This window comes from Psychrobacter sp. KH172YL61 (genome assembly GCF_007182895.1).
Taxonomy (GTDB): Bacteria; Pseudomonadota; Gammaproteobacteria; order Pseudomonadales; family Moraxellaceae; genus Psychrobacter; species Psychrobacter pacificensis.
The window spans coordinates 3112941-3132939 of record NZ_AP019516.1 but is presented as its reverse complement, the minus strand read 5'-3'; the positions used below and the strand labels follow the sequence as shown (position 1 = coordinate 3132939).

Below are 19999 nucleotides of genomic sequence, written 5' to 3'. Positions count from 1 at the left end.
GTGATTTTTGCGTTATATCTCATAAAAGTCGATAAATAAACAAATATTGGCGAAATAAACCCTATTTACTCTATATTTAGTCTTTTACGCGCAGGAGTTCGTACTCGCTCATAATTCGGTGAATATCTGCATCCGCAGGGACAAATTCACGCACGCCTTTTGACCTCGGCATCATAGACCAGTTTAATAAATTTGGCATCGATGGCGCGTTTACGGTTCTCTGGATGTACCGTCAGATATTGCAAACGCTTGGCATCGGTCTGTCCATCATCAAAACAGGCAACCGCAGCGATAGGCTTATCATTGAACATACCAACATAGAGGTATTGCCCGCGTTTGAATCCTTGCGCCACTATGCTTAACACCTCAGCACCATCAGGCTGCGCATCATCACTATCGTACAATGCCTGCAAGCGTTCTGCTAGCTCATTATCGCGAGCAGGTTTTTTGATAAGTGGCGCATCCAAGCTATTAATAGCGATCGCTTCTAAAGGCATAGCAGTTCCTATAAACAGAGGGTTTTATAGTATAAAGTCAGTATTACACCGCACTATGTCATAGAGAGTAGTGCCATAAAGGTGAGACTGTCAACGTTCGCGCCAGTCATGATTGATAATACTAAACACACTATTTTAGCAGAATGACGTAAATTTGTGCGTGGTTTGGTGCTTGGTCGTGGCAGTAAATGTTAGGGTTTGCTATGATGAGGCTAAATCATATGTGATACACATCAACCCTAATATATTGATATCTTTGTATATATCACTTTTCATACATTTTTGTGGGCGCTGATGGCAGCGCTAGCCTCAATGTAACAGACAGCAATGGGCGATGTTTTACCCTATTTATAATTGACCGCTTTTCACTGATAAAACCGATAGAGAATAGCCATGACAGCCAATGCAACTGAGCAAAATCAAGCAACAAACCTAAATTTATACGGTCGCCCTGAGCGCATCGCGACCGTTGAGCGTATCACTGCCGAAACTCAAATCACTTGTACCATCAACCTCGATGGTACAGGCAAAGGCGTGGTAGACACGGGCGTACCATTTTTGGATCATATGATCGATCAGATTAAGCGTCATGGTTTGTTTGACTTGGATATCAAGTGCAACGGTGACACCTTTATTGATGACCATCATAGCGTTGAAGACACCGGTATTACCCTTGGTCAAGCATTTAACAAAGCGTTGGGCGATAAAAAGGCATCCGTCGTTATGGGCACTTTTATGCGCCATTAGATGAGTCGTTGACACGCGCTGTGGTGGATTTATCAGGGCGTCCAGGGCTGCATATGGATATTCCGTTTACGCGCTCGCACGTTGGCCGCTTCGATGTTGACCTATTCAGTGAGTTCTTTTATGGGTTCGTCAATCACTCGTGGATGACGGTGCACTTGGATAATCTCAAAGGTAAAAACAGCCATCACCAGATTGAATCAACCTTTAAAGCCTTTGCTCGTGCGCTGCGTATGGCCTGCGAATATGATGAGCGTGCGCTGAATACCTTGCCATCGACCAAAGAGGCTTTCTAAGACGCATTTAAGGCTGTTCTACAAGGTTACTCAAGAGGGTCAGTTAAGTTTGGCGTACTGGTTGTACAGCCTGCGCTTAACTTCCTTGTAGCAAAACCTTATCTACACCTTAGGAACAGAAAATAGTATACAAAATAGTATAAATAGTATAGTAGTCAAAATATTTAAAAACGAGAACCAATTGATGACCAAAGTAGCGCTATTAGATTATGGTATGGGCAATTTGCATTCAGCTGGCAAAGCCTTGTCGGTAGTCGGGGCAGATGTCTCTATCACCAATGCTCCAAAAGTTGTCGCGGCAGCAGATAAAATTGTCTTCCCTGGTGTTGGCGCGATGCGTGATTGTATCGCTGGTATGCATGAGGCAGGCATTGATGACGTGGTACGCGATGCAGTGTTTAACAAACCCGTGATGGCCATCTGTGTGGGGATGCAAGCGTTATTTGAGCAATCGGCTGAAAATGGAGGTACAGACTGCCTTGGCATCTTAAACGGTACGGTAGAAGCGTTTGACCCTACGTGGAAAGACAAACAAGGCGCAACGATAAAAGTACCACATATGGGCTGGAATACGATTAGTGGTATGGATTTTGACCATCCGCTTTGGCACGGTATCGAGGACAACGCGCACTTTTACTTTGTGCACAGCTACTACTGCGCACCTAACGATAACTCTCAAGTCGCCGCTATCTGTGATTATGGCCAGCCGTTTTGTGCCAGTATCATCAAAGACAATCTATTTGCCACCCAGTTCCATCCAGAAAAGAGCCATACCGCTGGCTTGCAACTGCTAAAGAATTTTGTCGAGTGGAATGTGTAGATAGGCAGTAAACGTAAATTGCACATTTGCTTCAGAATAGGGTAGGTTATCGCTTGTATAGTCTGCCTTTTTATTCTCCACTATTGTCATTCTTAACTATCAATTTTTAGTTATTATTGTTTAGTGATACGCTCAATCATTTTCTGCTCGCTTATATTTGGAATACTCTAGTGGACTTTAACACCTTTAAAATAAACGTTGTTGAAACAACTGGCCTTGCCAAAGATGCGTTACACATTTACGTCGGCGTCGGCGTCTATCTGCTCAGCATGTTTATCTTACGCCCTATCATTAAGAATCAGACTATCAGAGCCTTTTTAGCACTATTAGTCGTCATTAGCGTAGCACTGCTAGGTGAATATTTCGACAATCGTCACATCATCGTGCCAAAAGGCCTTCTGGCTCTAAAAGGTACAGATATCAAAGCAAGTATTCATGATCTCATTAATACCTGCCTGCTGCCTTTCGTGCTGTTTGCTCTAAATAAGTGGACAAGGATTTTTCAAGCGAGCAGCTCACCAAGTAAGCTACTAAAGAAAACCCGTTAAAACAGTTTTTCAATCCTGCTTTACAAAGCTTACGAAACATAAAAATTCTCATCTATTTAATGCTGTCTTCATTTGTTACCTTAGATTGATCATTTCTAGCTACTTAATAAATAGCTACTCAATAAATATAAATCATAAAAAAGGAAGCCACTATGAATATGCAAGATCTATTAGATAAAGCCAAAGACACCTTAGACAACGCCAAAAATACTCTAGGCTTAGAGCCGCAAGAAACTGAAGCAGGCATTTATATTCCCTCAACATCATCGCTAAAGATAGCTGCGCCGAATAAAACCAACTACGATCATACTAATTACGATAATCCCTATAAGGGCGATAAGAAAATCATGATGGTCTGTACCGAAGAGCAGTACATGACTATGGAGAACGGCAATAAATTTGATACCGGTAATCATCCGGTGGAGATGATGGTGCCGTTATTACATTTTAAAAAAGCAGGCTTTGATGTCGATGTGTTTACGCCAACAGGCGAGGCGGTCAAGGTCGAGCAGTGGGCGATGCCAGAGGACGATGACGACGTTAAACAAATCTATAGTGAGTACGAGTCCAAGTTTAACAATCCCAATAGTATCGCTGACTTTGTCAAAAATGACATGGCCAATAGCGACGACTATGCAGCGATTTTTATCCCGGGTGGTCATGGCGCGATGCTAGGCTTGCCTGAGGACAAGAACCTCGGTGCATTGCTACGTTGGGGACACGATAATGATCTCTTTACCTTAGCGATTTGTCACGGGCCTGCAGCGTTATTGGCGGCTGACCTTAATAGTCCTGACAGTTCTGATGAAGACAATTCCAAGCGTGACTTTATTTTTAAAGGTTATAAGATGGTCGCGTTCCCCACTGTCATGGATAAGCAAATGCCAAAAATTGGCTATCTGCCTGGTACGATGCCATGGTACTTTGGTAAAAAGTTAGAAGATTTAGGCGTTACTATTGATAATAAACTGGTCTCAGGACAAACGCATCAAGATAGAAAGCTTATCTCAGGCGATGGGCCACTCGCGGCAAATGACTTTGGTAAAATGAGTGCTAAAGCTTTACTAAAAGAGTTTGGTTAGATCGTTTTCATAAAGTCATTATATAAAAAAACGGACTATTTATTAGTCCGTTTTTTACATTCAAAAAGAGATGGTTTTACTTAGCTTCATCATAAAGCTCACGCACCACTTCACCAATCACATGGATGTCATCAGTCAGAGTTTGTATAACCCTGTTAACACCTAGCTACCACCTTTTTAAACTTATGTTTTGAACAAATGGACAACGGTTTTCAGTCGAAGAAACAAAAATATAGACTTATTTTCAGTAGTTGTGTATATTTTACGTAAAATTTAACTTTTCTAAACTTATGATAATTCGTAAAAATATTACCCAAGGATGAGTATGAAAATTAGCAAGCTAATTTTAGAAAACTTTAAAGCTTTTGCAGAGACAATTGTTTTTGATACTAATAAGCCGGTCGTATGCTTAGTTGGAGAGAATAACACAGGTAAAACTACAGTTTTTAAGGCGATAGATTTTTTAAGGTCTGGTGTTTCAAAAGATAAAACTATTGATGATTACAAAAAGGTAGCGGAGTGCAGAGAGCATTCGCACTAGCTGTAATGAAAGTATATGCTGATTTTTTAATTAAACATCCAAGCAATTCAGATTTGAAAAACCTTTATTCTTCTTTATTGATGAACCTGAGATTTCTCTTCACCCTAGAGCTCAAAAAACTTTAATTGAATCTATAATCACAATTTCAAGGCACCAACAGGTTTTTATTACTACTCATTCCCCTTTTCTTTTAAAACATTTTGCTAGTGATGATATCTGCACGTACATGACTAAGAAGGTTAATCAATCAGCCCATGCAATCGCGGTTGAAACAATGAGAACTTTTTCTTTTCGCCTACATTAGCCGAAATAAACTATTTTACTTACGAAATATGCTCAACTGATTTTCATAATGAACTTTATGGATATATCTCTTCTATCACTAATAAAAATAACTCTAAAAAACTAGATAGCTGGTTACATGAAGAGCACAGTGTAGAAAAAAGTAAAAGCTGGATAAGAGATAATGGCAATGGCAATACTAGTACGAATCTTCTTACTCTTATGTCTTATATAAGGCACAGTATTCACCATCCAGAGAATACGTACAATCAACCTTATACAGAAGAAGAAATCCACGAATCTACTAAGAAAATGATAGATATAATCAAAAGTGATAAATTTGAAGTTTTTTTAACTAATTAGTCTTAGAATACATTAGCAGTGTCTTGCAATTCATAAATATATTTTGAAGGTTTATTACTAGGCTTAATAAAATGTAGTAGTGATAATTCATTATTACCTTTTACTTTCAAAACATGTTTTTTAGAACGGACTACTCACCATCGTACAGCTTTCGCACCACCCTCACCAATCACCGCAATGCCTTTGGCCAACGTGTCCTCATCTGCCGCGATACTCATGCGAATACACTCATGCGCGTGTTGATAGTCACTGACATCGACACCGGGGAAGAAATACTCACTCGGCACGATAAGCGTCCCTTTTTCTTTCAAAGTCTCATACAGCTCAAGGGTAGTAATCGGTAAATCCTTGAACCACAGCCACAAGAATATCGCGCCTTCAGGCTTATGAATCACTAGCGGGTAATCGCCCAATTCTTTTTTAAGTAAGGTAACTGCGGTCTTCGCTTGCTGCTGATAAAAAGGCTTAATCTCATTATCAGATAACTGCTTGATACGGTCGTTTTCGACCAGTGGCGTGGCAATCGCTGCCCCAAAGCGGGTCGGCGCTAGATTGACCACGGCATTCATCGCGCTGACCGCCTCAATCACTTTAGCATCAGCCACGATAATACCGGTACGCATACCGGGCAAGCCAATCTTCGACAGACTAAAGCACAGAATCGTATTGTTATCCCAGTTCAAATTCACATCAGAGTAGATGATATTCGGGAAGGGCATACCGTAGGCGTTGTCGATAATCAGCGGAATGTCATAGCGCGCCGCAATCTCGGACAAATGCGCCATTTCGTTATCGGTCAGCACGTTGCCCGTCGGGTTGGTCGGGCGTGAGCAGCAAATCGCCCCGATACGACCTTCCTTTAACGCGGGCAAGTTCTCCAACTCGTCAAAATCCACGCGATATTTAAAGAAGCCTGCTTCGCCATCATGCGTCACTTCATCGATATGCGGCAATACGGCAGTGAAATGCTGACCTTCGACATGCACATCGCTATAGCCGATATACTCAGGGGTCAATGGCAGTAGAATGGATTTGTCGACAGATTCGTTCTGCTCATCAGTGAAAGCACCGCCAAACAGATTAAACAGATAGAAAAACGCATTTTGTGAGCCATTGGTCAGAGCGATGTTGTCTGCCGTGAGATTCCAATCATAATGACGGTTAAAAAAAGCCAACCAACGCATCGATAAAGCCAGCATCCCCTTGCGGATTGGAGTAGTTCGCCATGCTAATAATCGCGCTACTGTTGGGCACGTCTGCATCGTTGTCAACGCCCAGCGCCTTATAGGTCTCTAAAAACAACTCATTGACGGCATCAATTTTGGTAGGGTTACCACCGCCCAGCATGTTGACTGGCTGATCGCTTTTGAGCGCGTCGCCCAGATCATCCATCAATTGTGAGATGCCGGTGGGTTGGGTAAATTTTTGACCGAACTTTGAGAATTTCATAAGGCTACCATGCTGTTTGGGAGGGTGTTATAAGTGGGTGTTTAACCGATAAAGTGGGGCTAGTATAGCAAATGAGGGCTATAAAATAAGCAAAGTGCGGGGCAGATATTGACTTATATTTCTATACAGATTGTGAGAGCAAAAACGCCTTCTATGGGAGTAGAAGGCGTTTTGGGTTTGTGAGGCTAAGAAAATTTCTAGTAAGGGTGTTTAGAAAAGAAGTAAATAACTACTCACTAAATTCTATTTATTAAGTAAGGTGCTAGTTTAATATTAATTGTTCCGAAGCAAGAAAAAAGAACTACTTATTTAAAATAGTAGTATCTTCCAAAGCTTCTCGTTATTCAAGAATATTCTAAATCAGCAAAAGCAAGATCTTTAACTACATTAGGCATATATCCTGTGAGAGCTGGTTGGTTATCTAAGCCTAATAAGTTATAGATTTGGCCTCCTATGCCAGGAACAACTTCACCTTCCTTATTTTTTCTATCGTCTATAGCAAAACAAATAAACTCAAATTTACTAGAAATTTCCTTTGGAAAAGCGTCCTTTAATTTTTGTTCAGATTTTTCATGAGCTACAGGTGAAAGAATATATATTTTATTAATCTTATTAATTTTGTCTAACATCTCAATAAGGTTAGTACGAACCACACAGCTACCTGACATAACAGATTTAACGATTATAACATTATCTATATCTTCATAGTTTGGTTCAATAAAGCTATGAAGAATTGGTGCTACGCTAGTTTGGCTAGGTAACTGGTAATGATGATTCCAAAATACAGCGAGCTTAGTATTTACCTTATTGCTTTTCAATGTAGCTGATACGCCATACTGAAGATAATCAGCATCTTCGGCAGTTGAAACTACAATAGCCTCAGTACTTTTCTGTTTTATAAAATCAGGTAAAATAGCTTCAGCTAGGAGTCTACCTAACTCTTTCATAGCTGACTGATATAATTTAGGCACATCTGAGCTTTTCAAAAGACAGTTAAGTTGCTTTTGTGCTTCAGGTGTAGCAATAGAGGTGTAAATTCTACTCATTTTATCTCTCCCATATTGGAGGACTCTAGAGATTTCATAATATTATAACCAGTAACCGACAGCATCAAGCTCACTAATTTTTGGATATTTGTAGTGCTCTTCATTACGGATTCAGGAACTTCTCTTAGAAACTGTACACTACATGTTACCTTCATTCCGTTTACATCAAGGATCAACTTGTCATAGTTTAAACTATACACAACACAATGTGAATATTTTGTCAATATTTGTTGTACCCAATTAGAATTTGAGCAGTATGGGTACGAAATTTTATGAAAGGATTTGGGTTCGCATCAGACTCTGCTTGCTTGAAAATATCTTCAATAGTTTTATGCTTTCCAGCCTGCAAAACGCCATTTATTAAGATAGCAGCATAATCACACTCAGAACTAGAAGGACGTTCGATAAGTTTGGCAATATATTGATACAAGTCAGTATTGCGAACTAGGTCATATATGTTTGGGTAAAACTCAAAGTATTCACAAGTATCATTATTCTTTAAATCAATAGGGATTTTCTCTTGGTTCTCTGAGGCATGTTTTTGCTCGAAACTAATAAGCAGTTCTCCGTGGTGTCAACCTTAAAAAGATTAGCATCAATACTTCTTTGTTTTCGGAAACGATTGCTAATCTCATCTGTCCATTTAGCCGCATCTCCAGACGAATTTTTAGCTTGAAAATTGTACTTTGTGCTTACCTCATAGTCAATATGACAAATATCATCTACAAAACCAATGACTTGAGAATCAACGATTTGATTAGCACAACTATGAGGGTACTTATTAGCTATTTCAAAAGTTTTATAAAGCAAGAATTGGTTTTCGTAGTCTCTGCCTTTTGATTGTTATTTCCGCCTTTACTGATGTTTTTTAGATTCTTAGAGCTTTCTTGGCCGAAGTTCTTGTGCACAAAATCTATAACTTCCTCTTTACTCGGTATATCCATAAAAACCCTGTTCGCTAGAAATATTTTGGTATGTCAATATATATGATGGCTATTCTACTAGCAAGTGTTGAGTAACATAGGGTCGGTCTATTTGTCTAGGTATTGATATTAAAGATTGAATTATAAAAGACTTAGAGTTTTCACTAAATCATTGCCCGTACCCGAGCCATAATCCCACGCCCAATCACCAAGCGTACATAAATAATAGCAATACCTAGCAGTAAGGCAAGCAGCAATCCGCCACCAATAGCCAGATTCGCCCACGGCACGCTAAAGCGCAGATTAAACCACTGCGTGATAGCCGCCCAAGCGCCAACGCTAGCGATAACGACGGCAAAGGTTGCCGCGCTAATACCAAGCACACCCAACTCTAAAATATTGAGCATATACAGATCGCGCTTTTGCATACCGAGCAGTCTAAATGACGCGCTGTCCTTCATACGATCTTGCGAGGGTAGACAGCAGCGAGCTGATCAGCACCATGACGCCAGTGAGTAGGGCAAGCAAAGTAAACACATAGACCAAGCGGCTCATTTGTACCACCAGCTCTTGAATTTGCTTGGCAATAGCCGTGCCATCGATGGTCGTGACCGCAGGGAACTGGCGTACCAGTTTGCCTTGTAGCTCTGGAATGGTATCTTCTGATACGTGCGCGGTAGCAAACTGAATCTGCGGGGCAGCGGACAGCACCGACGGCTCAAACAAGAAGTAAAAATACGGACTTGGGCCACGCTCATAGCGCGTGCGAATACTGGTGATCTGCCCGACGATTTCGATACCTTGAATGTTAAAGCGCACCTGATCGCCCATGCCGACATTGAGCATACTGGCGGCAGTGTCCAAGATAGATAGGGGTTTGATTTGTTCATTTGTCGCATCGATAGGCGTATATAGCGCATCGTCTGTGAGCGATTCAGTGATGTACTCAGTATCCATCACCGTATCGGCGTAGCTTAAGTTAAACACCCGCGTGGGATCATCAAAGCCATCCTCAGGCTCGATATCTTTTGCCGGTACATCGTTCGCCGTCTCTACACGCGCACGAATGACCGGATAATAAGTGACAGGCGCCTCAATGATCGCATCAATATCGTCATGTTGATCGCTTTGCACATCGAGCAAAAAACAGATTGGGCGCGTCTTCAGGATAGGCATTGATAAACTGCGCATTGATACTGTGATTGAGTGTGGTGATGAGCGTCAGCACCGCAACCGATAGCGATAAAGTGACAAAGAATAATGCGGACTGATTGCCCTTGCGCGCCAGATTATGAATGGCGATACGCTGCATCCAACTGACCTTGGCATTGCTCGCTAGCTTATTAAGCAACCACAGCCACCCACGCGCCAATAGCCAAAATATCGCCACAAAGCCGATCAAGCCGCCCAATAATTGCGCGCCTAATGACAGCGAGCCCACTTCATAAGCAAAGAAGGCATACAGCCCTGTCATCACCAAGCCATACCACAGTAATGGCACGCGTCGATACCAAGGCAAGTTTTGCGACTGCGTACTTGCCCCTTGATTGAGTAGGGTCGCGGGTTTGGTGGTGTTAAGCGCGTTAAACCACGCTGCGCTATCAGCAACGTGAGGGCTAAGGCAATCACAATGGTCTTAATCGCGCTAATTGGATTGATAGATAGACCCACGTCAGCAGGTAAGATAGCCACGAGATACGGCTGACCAATTTTAAGCAAACCCAGACTAAGTACAATCGCGGCAATACAAGCAATGGCGGTGGTGACGATAAGCAATTGATAATAGCTACGTTTGAGTGAACCAAGCGGCTCGCCTAACGCCAAACGAATGGCATTATTGGACTGCTGCTTACTAACGAACGCGCTAATGACGCCGTACATGGCGACCGCAGAGAGTAGCAACACTGCGATGACAAGTAACTTTAAAAACATCAATACATTATCAGAGATACGTGAGACCGAAGTATCTGCTGACTCGGCATCAGAGAGCTCGATATCAGGATAGCTGGTCAGTATGCCTGTGAGCTTTTTGCGCTGCGTGCTTATCAGTTCAGGATCACCTGCTATCTCGATACGGTAATTGATGCGGCTGCGCTGACCGAGTAGATTGGTGGCCTCTAACGCATCTTGTTTCATCAAGACCCGCCCACCAAAACCAAAGGCGGTCAAAGGTCTGTCAGGCTCTTTGGTCAGCACATCACTGATCGTAAACTGCGCATCGCCAATATCGATATGGTCGCCGACACTAGCATTTAGGCTACTGAGCACTTCTGGGGCGACGACGATATTGTCAGCGGTTAGTTGCTCCCACAGCGGCTTTCCTGAGGCAAGCTCAGCGGTACCGTACAAAGGGTAAGACGGTGTGACGGCTTTGACGCTGGTAAGTAAAGTTTGCTCATCGGTGACGAGCATGGCGCTAAACTGATAGTCATACACGGTCTGCGTATCGGGGATGGTTTCTACTTGCGCCAATACCTCGCTTGGCCAGTCTTGCTTACTGTTTAAGATCAAATCCCCACCAACGAGTGCGCGCTGATTGTCATTGATATAACGATCGACAGACTGCTGCACAGAGTCGAGGGTCAGGTAGGTTGCAAGTGACAAGGTCAATGTGAGTAGAAACAACACTGGATACACCCAGCGCTGCCACCAGCTACGGCTGAGTGCTTGCGAGCCTAGTGTTTTGGTGAAAAGTTGATTGAGGATACCGCTAGAATAACTGGTCTCTTGACGCATACTGGTATCAGTCTTTTTTATATCAGTCGATGTGTTGTCTGTCAGCTTTTCATTCATGTCGGTACAATCCGGCCGTCATGCATGGTGATGACGCGATCTGCCATCTCGGCAAGCGCAGGATCGTGAGTCACGACTACCAGTGCCGAGCCAACTTGCTGGCGTAGATTTAATAGCAGCTGCATGACTTGATCGGCATTTTGCTCATCGAGGTTCCCTGTCGGCTCATCGGCAAAGACAATCTTTGGATGCGATACTAGCGCTCGTGCCACCGCCGTACGCTGCTGCTCACCACCTGATAACTGATTGGGTAAGCTATGACGGCGATGACCCAAATCAACCGCATCGATCAGCTCGTTGACTCGTGCTGGGTTTGGACGTCTGGCAATATCAAGAGGAAAGGCGATATTTTCAGCGACAGTTAGGGTCGGCAGTAGATGAAATGACTGAAAGACAAAACCCATGTCCTGTTGACGAATAACCGCAAGTGAGTCTTCATCCAAGCTGCTGAGCGTTTGATCTGCCAGCGATACCGTACCACTATCAGGATAATCTAGTGCTGCGAGTAAGCCCAGCAAGGTCGATTTACCCGAGCCTGATTTGCCCATAATGACCACAAACTCGCCAGCATTGACATAAATATCTACGTCCTTAATGATAGACAATTTTTGCTCACCGACTTGCACAGTTTTGTTTAACTGGGAGGCGGTGAGTAGGGCAGATTTTTCAGTATCTACTGGCGGTATTGATGGGGCAGTCGAAGGTGATGTCATTACAGTATCTCGTTAAGTGGACTCGTTTGTCGTATTTTTGGTTGTGTCGGCCTGAGAGGTTTCGGCTGCTGTGACTTCTTGTAGCGTGGGCTCTAAGATAGGTAAGATATTGTCATTGACGATGATTGTGTAGCCTTCTTTGGTTGGGTGAATGGCATCTGCTTGGTTGAGCTCAGCCTCACCGCCGACACCCTCCAAAAAGAATGGTATCAGAGGGACGCTCATGTCTTTAGCGACGCGAGGATAGATATCTGAGAATGCGGCAACGTAGTCATCGCCCAAGTTATCATAGATCGACATCCCGCCCAAAATGACGACACTGCCATTGTCTTGCAAACGTTTAACAGCTGTCCGAATATTGGCTTCAATCGTCGCCACATCGATACCGCGTATCGCATCGTTAGCCCCAATGGTCAAAATCGTCACATCAGGTTTGGTCTGTAGTACCCAGTCTAAGCGATTGACGAGTCCCGTACTGGTTTCACCGCTCAGTCCGGAGTTGACCACCTCAGTATTCTTATAACCCATTGCTTGCAGACGATCTTCTAACTGCGCAGGGTAGTTATCATCTTTATCCACCCCAAGACCCTCTGTCAATGAATCACCTAGGGCCAAAATAGTGATTGGGGCGTCGTTGACTTGCATATCGGTGGGTGCATCAGCATTGGCGTCTACGGACGTTGTATTGGCTTGGTTGTCTGTCGTTTCAGTATCTGAGCGTTGGGTGTCAGTCGGTTGATTCGGTGTGGTCGGCTCAGTCTCTTTTTGACAACCACTGATCGCCATGACAGCAGCGAGCATGGCGATGGCAGGCAGGCGCTGAGCGAGCCGAGAAGGGGTATTTAGCATGGGTGTTATGTCCTATAAGCAATCAAGCTGATGTAGAGTCAGCTCAAGATTTAAATCATCTTGCACTGACTATAGCAAAATAAGACAGCCACCAATATTGCCCTAAGGTTAATTTCAAGACAGCTTTATTGCGCGTTAGAAATCAAGGACTTATAGACAGCAGTATGTAGAGATTTTGATAAGCTAATATCAAATATATTTGCCATCGACCATCACTGGACGACTGACGAGCCAAGCAATCACAACGTTTGCAATCATCAGTATCAGAATAATAAAAAGCGGCAGACTCCAGCTATCAGTCGCTTCATGGAGCCAGCCTGTGCCAAGCGGACCAAAAAAGGCAATCAAATAACCGACGGCCTGTGCCATACCAGACAGCTCACTTGATTGATTGGTAGTATAGGTACGCAGGGAAAACAGCATCATACTCAAGGTAAAAATCGCTGAGCAACCAATCCCCATCATGGCTGACCATAGCCACGCCAACTCAGTAGATAGATAGCTGATACCTAATACGCCAATGACATTGAGCACAGCGGCAAACACGGCGAGTGCTTGAATAGGACGACCACGATTAATCAGCCATGTCAGACTCAAAATAGAGATGGGTGCCATAAACTGAAACACAGAACCCATTTGGCCAGCGCTCACGGCAGATAGCCCTTTACTAACCAAAATAGAAGGCAAAAAACTGGCAACGGTATAAAACAGTAATGATTGTAGCCCCATAAAGACAGCAATTTGCCAAGCAAACGTCGTTCGCCAAATAGAGATATCAGAGGCATCTTTATCTGTAGATATGACGGGTTGGTGGTTGGATGAGCCCAAACGCACACGCAAAAATAACCAAATCAATAACGCAAAAATACCTAAAACCGTCCATCCACCCAACGCCCATTGCCAGCCTACTTGCTCAGACAAAGGGAGGACGATGCCTGAGACTATCCCAGCGGTCACCGTCATTGTTAAACTAAACAAACCCGTAATCAGCGGAATATGTTGCGGAGTACGTTGCTTGATGACAGGCGCGGCCAGTGTATTGGCAAAGCCAATGGCTAGGGTAAGTAACAACGTCCCCATCAAAAACCCAGTCCACGTCGGGATAACGGTACGCAGAATCATGCCAGTGGTTAATAGCGCGATCATGGCAATCAGCGTATTTTCAAGTCCGAAGCGCTTGCCAATGGCTGGCGAGATCAGCGCACCAAGGGCAAAACCCAGCATCGGCACAGCGCCCAACCAGCCAATCTGTATCTCCGAGATATTGAGTGCTTCTTTCACCACTGGCGCGATAGCGCCCAGCGCAACGATAGGGGCACGCATATTGGTCGCTAGCAAAATCATGGCGCATAGCACTAACCAAAAGGTGAAACGTGATGAAGGCAGATTGGATGAGGTAGACATAACAGCACAACGATAACAGGGAAAAGGACACGTTATAAAACAGCACCGAAAAATCGTCGCTTGTAAAAACAACACCAAAGATCATTTACTCAGACACGTACCCAAACGGTAATCAATAACGTCAATCAGAACTAAAAATTTGCAGAGGGCAAAACAGATATGTTTGCTAGCCAGTTTTTTAAATAGAAAATATCTAGATAGAGAGTGTCTAAATAGGCATAATAAGAGATGGCGACATGAAAATAACGCCAAGTCACTTTGAATGACTTGACGCTATTATACGAACAGATGTTAGGTAAATACTACCCGCGTATGGTAACCAATGAGTTTTTACACAGATTTGCCGAGTTGGGCAGCTCTTAACGCGTTTTCTTGTTGTTCTGCCATCAATGAGTCGCACTTGTTGGGATCATCGCCACAAAATGAGCACTGCTCATCCCCCATCAATTTGGCAACACCACCACAAGAGCCTTTGAGCGGCTTTTTTTTGACCATATAACCGATGCCCATAAAAACGAAAAATAGGATAAACACTGTAAAGGTAATGGCAAGCATAGGGAAGCAATTGGCTAAGCATAGAGGAAACCTCATTGTCAAAAGTGGGGCGGTTGCTGTTAATGATAATGATGTACTTTTAATGGCAACTAACTAATAGTATAGCAAATTTTGGTGTTGCTCGTTGCGCGTTATCGTATTCTCTTGTTTCAATGCCAAAAACTTACTAGGGCTTTTTTGTCAGCGCGTAATGCTTGCATTGCTGGTGTCTGAACCACTTGCCAGTCATCGATATTATCATCAGACACGTTATCAGAAATATTACTCTCAGACCCGTCTGTTTTTATATCGTCAGCCAATACTACAAACATAGCAGCCAAGTTTTGAGCTTTAGCGACATCTAGTGCTTTATGATAGGGCATCGCTGTCAGCGCTGTCGCCCATGCATCAGCTAATGCAACTGAATCAGCCGCGACAGTGACGGAGGGCGCACCGCCCGCGATGGGTTTGCCAGTGGTCGGATCGATGGTATGGCTATAGCGTTTGCCATCAAATATGACGGAGTTGCGATAGTTTCCTGAGGTTGCCAGATGCATTTGGCTAGCCGTATTTTTTGGTTGGCGGATGGCAGAGATTGTTTGACGCTCGCTGACAGTGCTGCCTTCAATAGGGGCGTCAATCGCAATTTGCCATGGCTGCTGTTGGTTGTTAACGCCAGATGTCGAAATTTCACCGCCAATCTCAACCATATAATTACGAATTTGATAATCCTCTCTCAGCACATCGGCGATGACATCAACCCCATACCCTTTGGCAACGGCAGAAAAATCAAGCTCGACGCCGTCTTTAGTTTTGGATACCGTTTGATCTTTTTTTATAATACTCTCAAAGTCTACCAGTGCTTTTGCTTGGGCAATCTCGAGCGCTGTAGGCGGACTTTGTAGACGCTCGACTGTCATGGTGCTGCCAAAACCCCAGGTCTCGACAAGCGGCATCACCGTAGGATCGAATGCGCCGCCAGACTGCTCGTAGACAATCTTTGACACATCCAGCACCCGACTAAAATCAGCGTCGATGGCAATCGGTGTGCCTTTGCCCAGCTGATTGAATTTGGTTATGGTTGAGTCGCTCTGATAGGTCGACATGCTGTCATTAATCTGTTTCAAGCGTTCATCGATTGACGCTTGTATGGCAGCTTCATCTGCATTATCAGGGAGTTGATAACTGATATGGTAGCTTGTCCCCATCGTTTCACCAGTCAGATAGTTATAATCTGGTGTTTGCTGGCAGGCGCTGAGACTCACCATACTAGCGAGACCCGCGATGCCAAGCAAAGAAGCATTTATGGGTTTTGAGGAGGCGGAGCAGTATCGGGTATTTTTCATAGGATCTTCGGTATAACGCAGAAATGAGTTGGGGTATAAAATAGGTCAGGCCTATTTTACACCCCTTGACCCCACAAATACCAATGATGGCAATGTTCGGTGACAATCTACTGCATACCAAGCCACTGCATACTAATCTACTGCATACCAAGCTATTTTACTTGCGACTCACGTATGAGCTTATAAAGTTTGGGCGGTGAGACACGATTGACCCGTGTGGCCAGCTTTTCTTTACTGCCAGCGACCACGATATATTCTTCACCTTTTGAGAGTGCCTTCACCACTTGCTTTGCAAAATCAGTTGCCGTGAGACCGTTACTGGTTGCTTCATCCATGGTGCCCTGAACGCTGCCATCACCTGTCAAGGCATTGATAGAGATGTTGGTCTGAATAAATCCTGGGAATATCGTCGCAACCTCTATACCTTTGTCATGCAACTCTGCCCGTAAACTGTTTGCCCACATATGCAATGCGGCTTTGGCTGCGCCATAAGCACCGCGATATTGTGTCCCTAGTAATCCTGCCACACTCGATACCATGACGATTTTGCCGCCACCTTGTGCGATCATATCAGGCAGTATCAGTCTGGTTAGTCGCGTCTGAGCAAAGTAATCTACCTCCATAATCTGACGCTCGACGTCTTCGTCAGTTTCCATGATGAGTGAGCGCTGGCTAATACCGGCGTTATTGATGAGCCAATCAATGTTTCCAGCCTGAGCTTTGGCATTGTCATAGGCGGCTTTTGCTTGAGCAGCGTCACTGATATCAAACGGAATGACAATATGCCTATTCGCACGCTTACAGCTTTTTTTGACGGATTCTAGTTTTTGGTTATCACGGCCACTGAGAATAATTCTAGCACCACGCTTGGCAAAGGCAATCGCCAATGCTTGCCCAATACCACTAGAAGCACCCGTGATCCAAATGGTCAGATCTTTGTATTTGGTTTTCATAAGCGTCCTTTCTTAATATTTAGAGCGTTCATGATATAGGATAGCAATGCTGATCTACCAGTTAGATTTGTAGTTTCAACAACCACAATGATTGCTAAAATCACACAAAAAAAGAGCCTCAATTGAGACTCTTTTTATATATTATATACACTTTTAAGTTTATCTGGCGGGGTTATTTAACCACCGAAATCATCAAGCATGATATTTTCGTCTTCTACGCCCAAGCTGTGTAGCATATCGATCACAGCAGCGTTCATCATCGGTGGCCCACACATGTAGTATTCACAGTCTTCTGGGTTTGGATGATCTTTCAGATAGTTTTCGAGCAACACGTTATGGATAAAGCCTGTTGGACCTTCCCAGTTATCTTCTGGTAATGGGTCAGACAGAGCCACATGCCATTCAAAATTGTCAAACTCTTCTTCTAGCTGATCGTAATCTTCAACATAGAACATTTCACGGATCGAGCGAGCACCATACCAGAAACTGATCTTACGATCGGTTTTCAAGCGCTTGAGCTGATCAAAGATATGCGAGCGCATGGGAGCCATACCAGCACCACCACCGACAAAGATCATTTCAGCTTCAGTCTTCTTGGCAAAGAATTCACCATAAGGACCTGAAACCGTCACTTTGTCGCCAGGGACCAGACTAAACACCCATGAAGACATTTTGCCCGGTGGAATGCCGTCAGGACCACGTGGCGGTGGACTTGCGATACGGATGTTGAATTTGATGATGCCTTTTTCTTCAGGGTAGTTGGCCATTGAGTAAGCACGGATAACGGGCTCATCAACTTTCTCGAGACATAGTTGAAGATACCGAATTTTTCCCAGTCTTCTCTATATTCTTCGTCAATCACAAAGTCTTTATAATGCACTTCATGCGGTGGCGCTTCAAGCTGCACATAACCACCAGCGCGGAAGTTGACTTCTTCGCCTTCTGGGATTTTTAGCACCAGCTCTTTAATGAAAGTCGCAACGTTATCGTTTGAGATAACCTCACATTCCCATTTTTGTACATCAAAGAATTCAGGATCAATCTCAATTTTCATGTCTTGCTTAACAGCTACCTGACAAGCCAAGCGCATGTGATTGCGGATCTCGCCTTGAGTAAAATAGCCTTCTTCGGTGGGCAAAATAGAACCGCCACCTTCAATAACGCGGCAACGACACTGCGCACAGGTACCACCGCCACCACACGCTGAAGACAAAAGATGCCTTCGCCCGCTAGCGTTTGCAGTAGTTTACCGCCTGCTGGTGTCACCACGTCATTATCGGGATTATCATTAATATGGATAGTGACATCGCCTGAACTGACCAGTCTTGAGCGCGCCGCCAAAATAATAGCGACGAGGCCCATGATGATCAAGGTAAACATAGCAACGCCACCAATCGCCGTAGCGTAATCCATGGTAGGTATCCTTAATCTATGGGGTAGGGGTGCGAAGACATTTTTTATGCTGTGTCCGAACCCTTACCGAATAAATGAATTAAATAGATCAAATAGCTAATAGAAGCTTTGAGCTTAGTAGTTTAGATGGACATACCACCGAACGACATAAAGCCGAGCGACATAAGACCAACCGTGAGAAAGGTAATACCAAGACCGCGCAATGGCGCTGGAATGTCTGAGTATTTGAGCTTTTCACGAATACCTGCCAATGCAGTAATAGCAAGTGCCCAACCGAAGCCTGCGCCCACACCATAGACGACAGATTCACCAAAGTTATAATCACGCTCGACCATAAATAGTACACCACCCAAGATGGCACAGTTTACGGTGATTAGTGGTAAGAATACCCCAAGCGCGTTGTATAAACTTGGTACAAACTTGTCCAAGAACATCTCTAGAATCTGTACGGTGGCTGCAATCAAACCGATGTAACTAAGCAACCCTAAGAAGCTCAAGTTGATATCAGGGAAGCCTGCCCAAGCCAATGCACCATCTTTTAGGATGAACTGGAATAGCAAGTTGTTTAGCGGAACGGTGATGGCCATCACGACAATCACAGCAACCCCTAGACCAATCGCTGTCGAGACTTTTTTGGATACGGCCAAAAAAGTACACATGCCTAAGAAGTAGGCAAGTGCCATGTTCTCGATAAAGACTGAGGTTATAAATAAACTAATATAATGTCCCATTAGTGACCGCCTCCATGTGCCATGCCTTTAGACTGCGGCTTCATTACAAACTCAGCTTCTTCCACTTGTTCTGGTTTCCAGGTACGGACGATTGCGATAAACAAAGCAATAATGAAGAACGCTGATGGTGGCAATAGCAACAGACCGTTTGGTATATACCAACCGCCATCAGTAACTGGCTGTAGGATAGTGATACCAAACCAAGTTCCTGCGCCTAACAGCTCACGAATGGTGGCAACGAATAGCAAGACTGCCGAGTAACCAAGACCGTTACCAATACCATCTAAAAAGCTTGGGACTGGTGGGTTACTCATGGCAAATGCTTCAGCACGGCCCATAACGATACAGTTGGTGATAATCAAACCAACGAAGACCGACAGACCTTTACTCACATCATAAGCGACCGCTTTTAGTACCTGATCTACCAAGATAACCAATGAAGCAATAATGGTCATCTGTACGATGATACGAATGCTCGATGGAATCTGCTTACGAATAATAGAGATAAAGAAGCTTGAAAATGCCGTCACCAAGGTGAGTGCCACACACATGACCATGGCATTGGCCATACTCGTTGTGACTGCCAGTGCCGAACAGATACCAAGAATCTGTAGACCAATGGGATTATTGTCAAAAATAGGCGTGGTTAAAATACTTTTAGTGTCAGCCATT

Annotated in this window: 19 protein-coding genes and 3 pseudogenes; 6 read left to right on the top strand and 16 right to left on the bottom strand. The window is 43.9% G+C overall.

The window, feature by feature from the left end; translation table 11 throughout:
• Positions 1 to 146: 146 nt before the first annotated feature.
• Complete coding sequence (locus tag PKHYL_RS16640; protein WP_240365651.1) at positions 147 to 497, bottom strand: hypothetical protein; 351 nt, start codon at positions 495 to 497, stop codon at positions 147 to 149.
• A gap of 393 nt (positions 498 to 890) precedes the next feature.
• Between PKHYL_RS16640 and hisB the strand changes: the two are divergent.
• From hisB to PKHYL_RS19140, 6 genes and pseudogenes are all read left to right on the top strand, one after another.
• Positions 891 to 1537 (top strand): annotated as a pseudogene (gene hisB / locus PKHYL_RS16635) (imidazoleglycerol-phosphate dehydratase HisB).
• Positions 1538 to 1721: 184 nt separating this feature from the next.
• Positions 1722 to 2357, top strand: a complete 636-nt coding sequence (gene hisH, locus PKHYL_RS16630; protein WP_093070311.1) for an imidazole glycerol phosphate synthase subunit HisH — start codon at positions 1722 to 1724, stop codon at positions 2355 to 2357.
• A 170-nt stretch (positions 2358 to 2527) separates the two neighbouring features.
• Entirely contained in the window at positions 2528 to 2905 is a 378-nt protein-coding gene (locus PKHYL_RS16625) for a hypothetical protein (RefSeq protein ID WP_025645257.1), read from the top strand.
• 152 nt (positions 2906 to 3057) lie between these two features.
• Positions 3058 to 3987, top strand: a complete 930-nt coding sequence (locus PKHYL_RS16620) for a DJ-1/PfpI family protein (RefSeq protein ID WP_240365650.1) — start codon at positions 3058 to 3060, stop codon at positions 3985 to 3987.
• Between the two features lie 325 nt (positions 3988 to 4312).
• Positions 4313 to 4528, top strand: coding sequence for an AAA family ATPase (locus PKHYL_RS16615; RefSeq protein WP_240365649.1), 216 nt, complete (start codon positions 4313 to 4315; stop codon positions 4526 to 4528).
• A 76-nt stretch (positions 4529 to 4604) separates the two neighbouring features.
• A complete protein-coding gene (locus PKHYL_RS19140; RefSeq protein ID WP_442966168.1) occupies positions 4605 to 4832 on the top strand; it encodes an AAA family ATPase in 228 nt (75 codons plus the stop codon).
• Between the two features lie 471 nt (positions 4833 to 5303).
• Here the strand turns inward: PKHYL_RS19140 and PKHYL_RS16610 are convergent.
• The 15 genes and pseudogenes from PKHYL_RS16610 to PKHYL_RS16555 form a co-directional block, all read right to left on the bottom strand.
• Positions 5304 to 6622, bottom strand: a pseudogene (locus PKHYL_RS16610) (valine--pyruvate transaminase).
• A 344-nt stretch (positions 6623 to 6966) separates the two neighbouring features.
• Positions 6967 to 7668, bottom strand: a complete 702-nt coding sequence (locus PKHYL_RS16605) for a hypothetical protein (protein ID WP_071002696.1) — start codon at positions 7666 to 7668, stop codon at positions 6967 to 6969.
• A gap of 1087 nt (positions 7669 to 8755) precedes the next feature.
• On the bottom strand, positions 8756 to 9052 hold the full coding sequence (locus PKHYL_RS18385) for an FtsX-like permease family protein (RefSeq protein WP_332835910.1): 297 nt from the start codon (positions 9050 to 9052) through the stop codon (positions 8756 to 8758).
• Entirely contained in the window at positions 9030 to 9767 is a 738-nt protein-coding gene (locus PKHYL_RS18380) for a hypothetical protein (protein ID WP_332835909.1), read from the bottom strand. The genes PKHYL_RS18385 and PKHYL_RS18380 overlap by 23 nt, the downstream gene beginning before the upstream one ends.
• Positions 9706 to 10092: a hypothetical protein gene (locus tag PKHYL_RS18375; protein WP_332835908.1), complete on the bottom strand. Its 387-nt coding sequence runs from the start codon at positions 10090 to 10092 to the stop codon at positions 9706 to 9708. The genes PKHYL_RS18380 and PKHYL_RS18375 overlap by 62 nt, the downstream gene beginning before the upstream one ends.
• Positions 10065 to 11384, bottom strand: a complete 1320-nt coding sequence (locus PKHYL_RS18370) for an ABC transporter permease (RefSeq protein WP_332835907.1) — start codon at positions 11382 to 11384, stop codon at positions 10065 to 10067. The genes PKHYL_RS18375 and PKHYL_RS18370 overlap by 28 nt, the downstream gene beginning before the upstream one ends.
• Positions 11381 to 12097, bottom strand: a complete 717-nt coding sequence (locus tag PKHYL_RS16595; RefSeq protein WP_240365648.1) for an ABC transporter ATP-binding protein — start codon at positions 12095 to 12097, stop codon at positions 11381 to 11383. Before PKHYL_RS16595 ends, PKHYL_RS18370 begins: the two co-directional genes overlap by 4 nt.
• Positions 12098 to 12109: 12 nt before the next feature.
• The gene (locus PKHYL_RS16590; RefSeq protein ID WP_240365647.1) at positions 12110 to 12946 is read right to left on the bottom strand and encodes an arylesterase; all 837 of its coding nucleotides are present in this window, start codon (positions 12944 to 12946) and stop codon (positions 12110 to 12112) included.
• Positions 12947 to 13135: 189 nt separating this feature from the next.
• Positions 13136 to 14350: an MFS transporter gene (locus PKHYL_RS16585; RefSeq protein ID WP_240365646.1), complete on the bottom strand. Its 1215-nt coding sequence runs from the start codon at positions 14348 to 14350 to the stop codon at positions 13136 to 13138.
• A 330-nt stretch (positions 14351 to 14680) separates the two neighbouring features.
• On the bottom strand, positions 14681 to 14941 hold the full coding sequence (gene nqrM, locus PKHYL_RS16580; RefSeq protein ID WP_240365645.1) for a (Na+)-NQR maturation NqrM: 261 nt from the start codon (positions 14939 to 14941) through the stop codon (positions 14681 to 14683).
• Between the two features lie 113 nt (positions 14942 to 15054).
• Positions 15055 to 16152: an FAD:protein FMN transferase gene (locus PKHYL_RS16575; protein WP_442966167.1), complete on the bottom strand. Its 1098-nt coding sequence runs from the start codon at positions 16150 to 16152 to the stop codon at positions 15055 to 15057.
• Positions 16153 to 16382: 230 nt separating this feature from the next.
• Positions 16383 to 17183 carry an SDR family NAD(P)-dependent oxidoreductase gene (locus PKHYL_RS16570; protein WP_240365643.1) on the bottom strand — a complete coding sequence of 267 codons (801 nt, stop codon included), beginning with the start codon at positions 17181 to 17183 and terminating at the stop codon, positions 16383 to 16385.
• A gap of 176 nt (positions 17184 to 17359) precedes the next feature.
• Positions 17360 to 18596 (bottom strand): annotated as a pseudogene (gene nqrF / locus PKHYL_RS16565) (NADH:ubiquinone reductase (Na(+)-transporting) subunit F).
• 122 nt (positions 18597 to 18718) lie between these two features.
• The gene (nqrE, locus tag PKHYL_RS16560) at positions 18719 to 19327 is read right to left on the bottom strand and encodes an NADH:ubiquinone reductase (Na(+)-transporting) subunit E (protein ID WP_058025262.1); all 609 of its coding nucleotides are present in this window, start codon (positions 19325 to 19327) and stop codon (positions 18719 to 18721) included.
• Positions 19327 to 19998 (bottom strand): NADH:ubiquinone reductase (Na(+)-transporting) subunit D, encoded by a 672-nt coding sequence (locus PKHYL_RS16555; RefSeq protein WP_071002703.1) that lies wholly within the window; start codon positions 19996 to 19998, stop codon positions 19327 to 19329. Before PKHYL_RS16555 ends, nqrE begins: the two co-directional genes overlap by 1 nt.
• Position 19999: the final 1 nt, after the last annotated feature.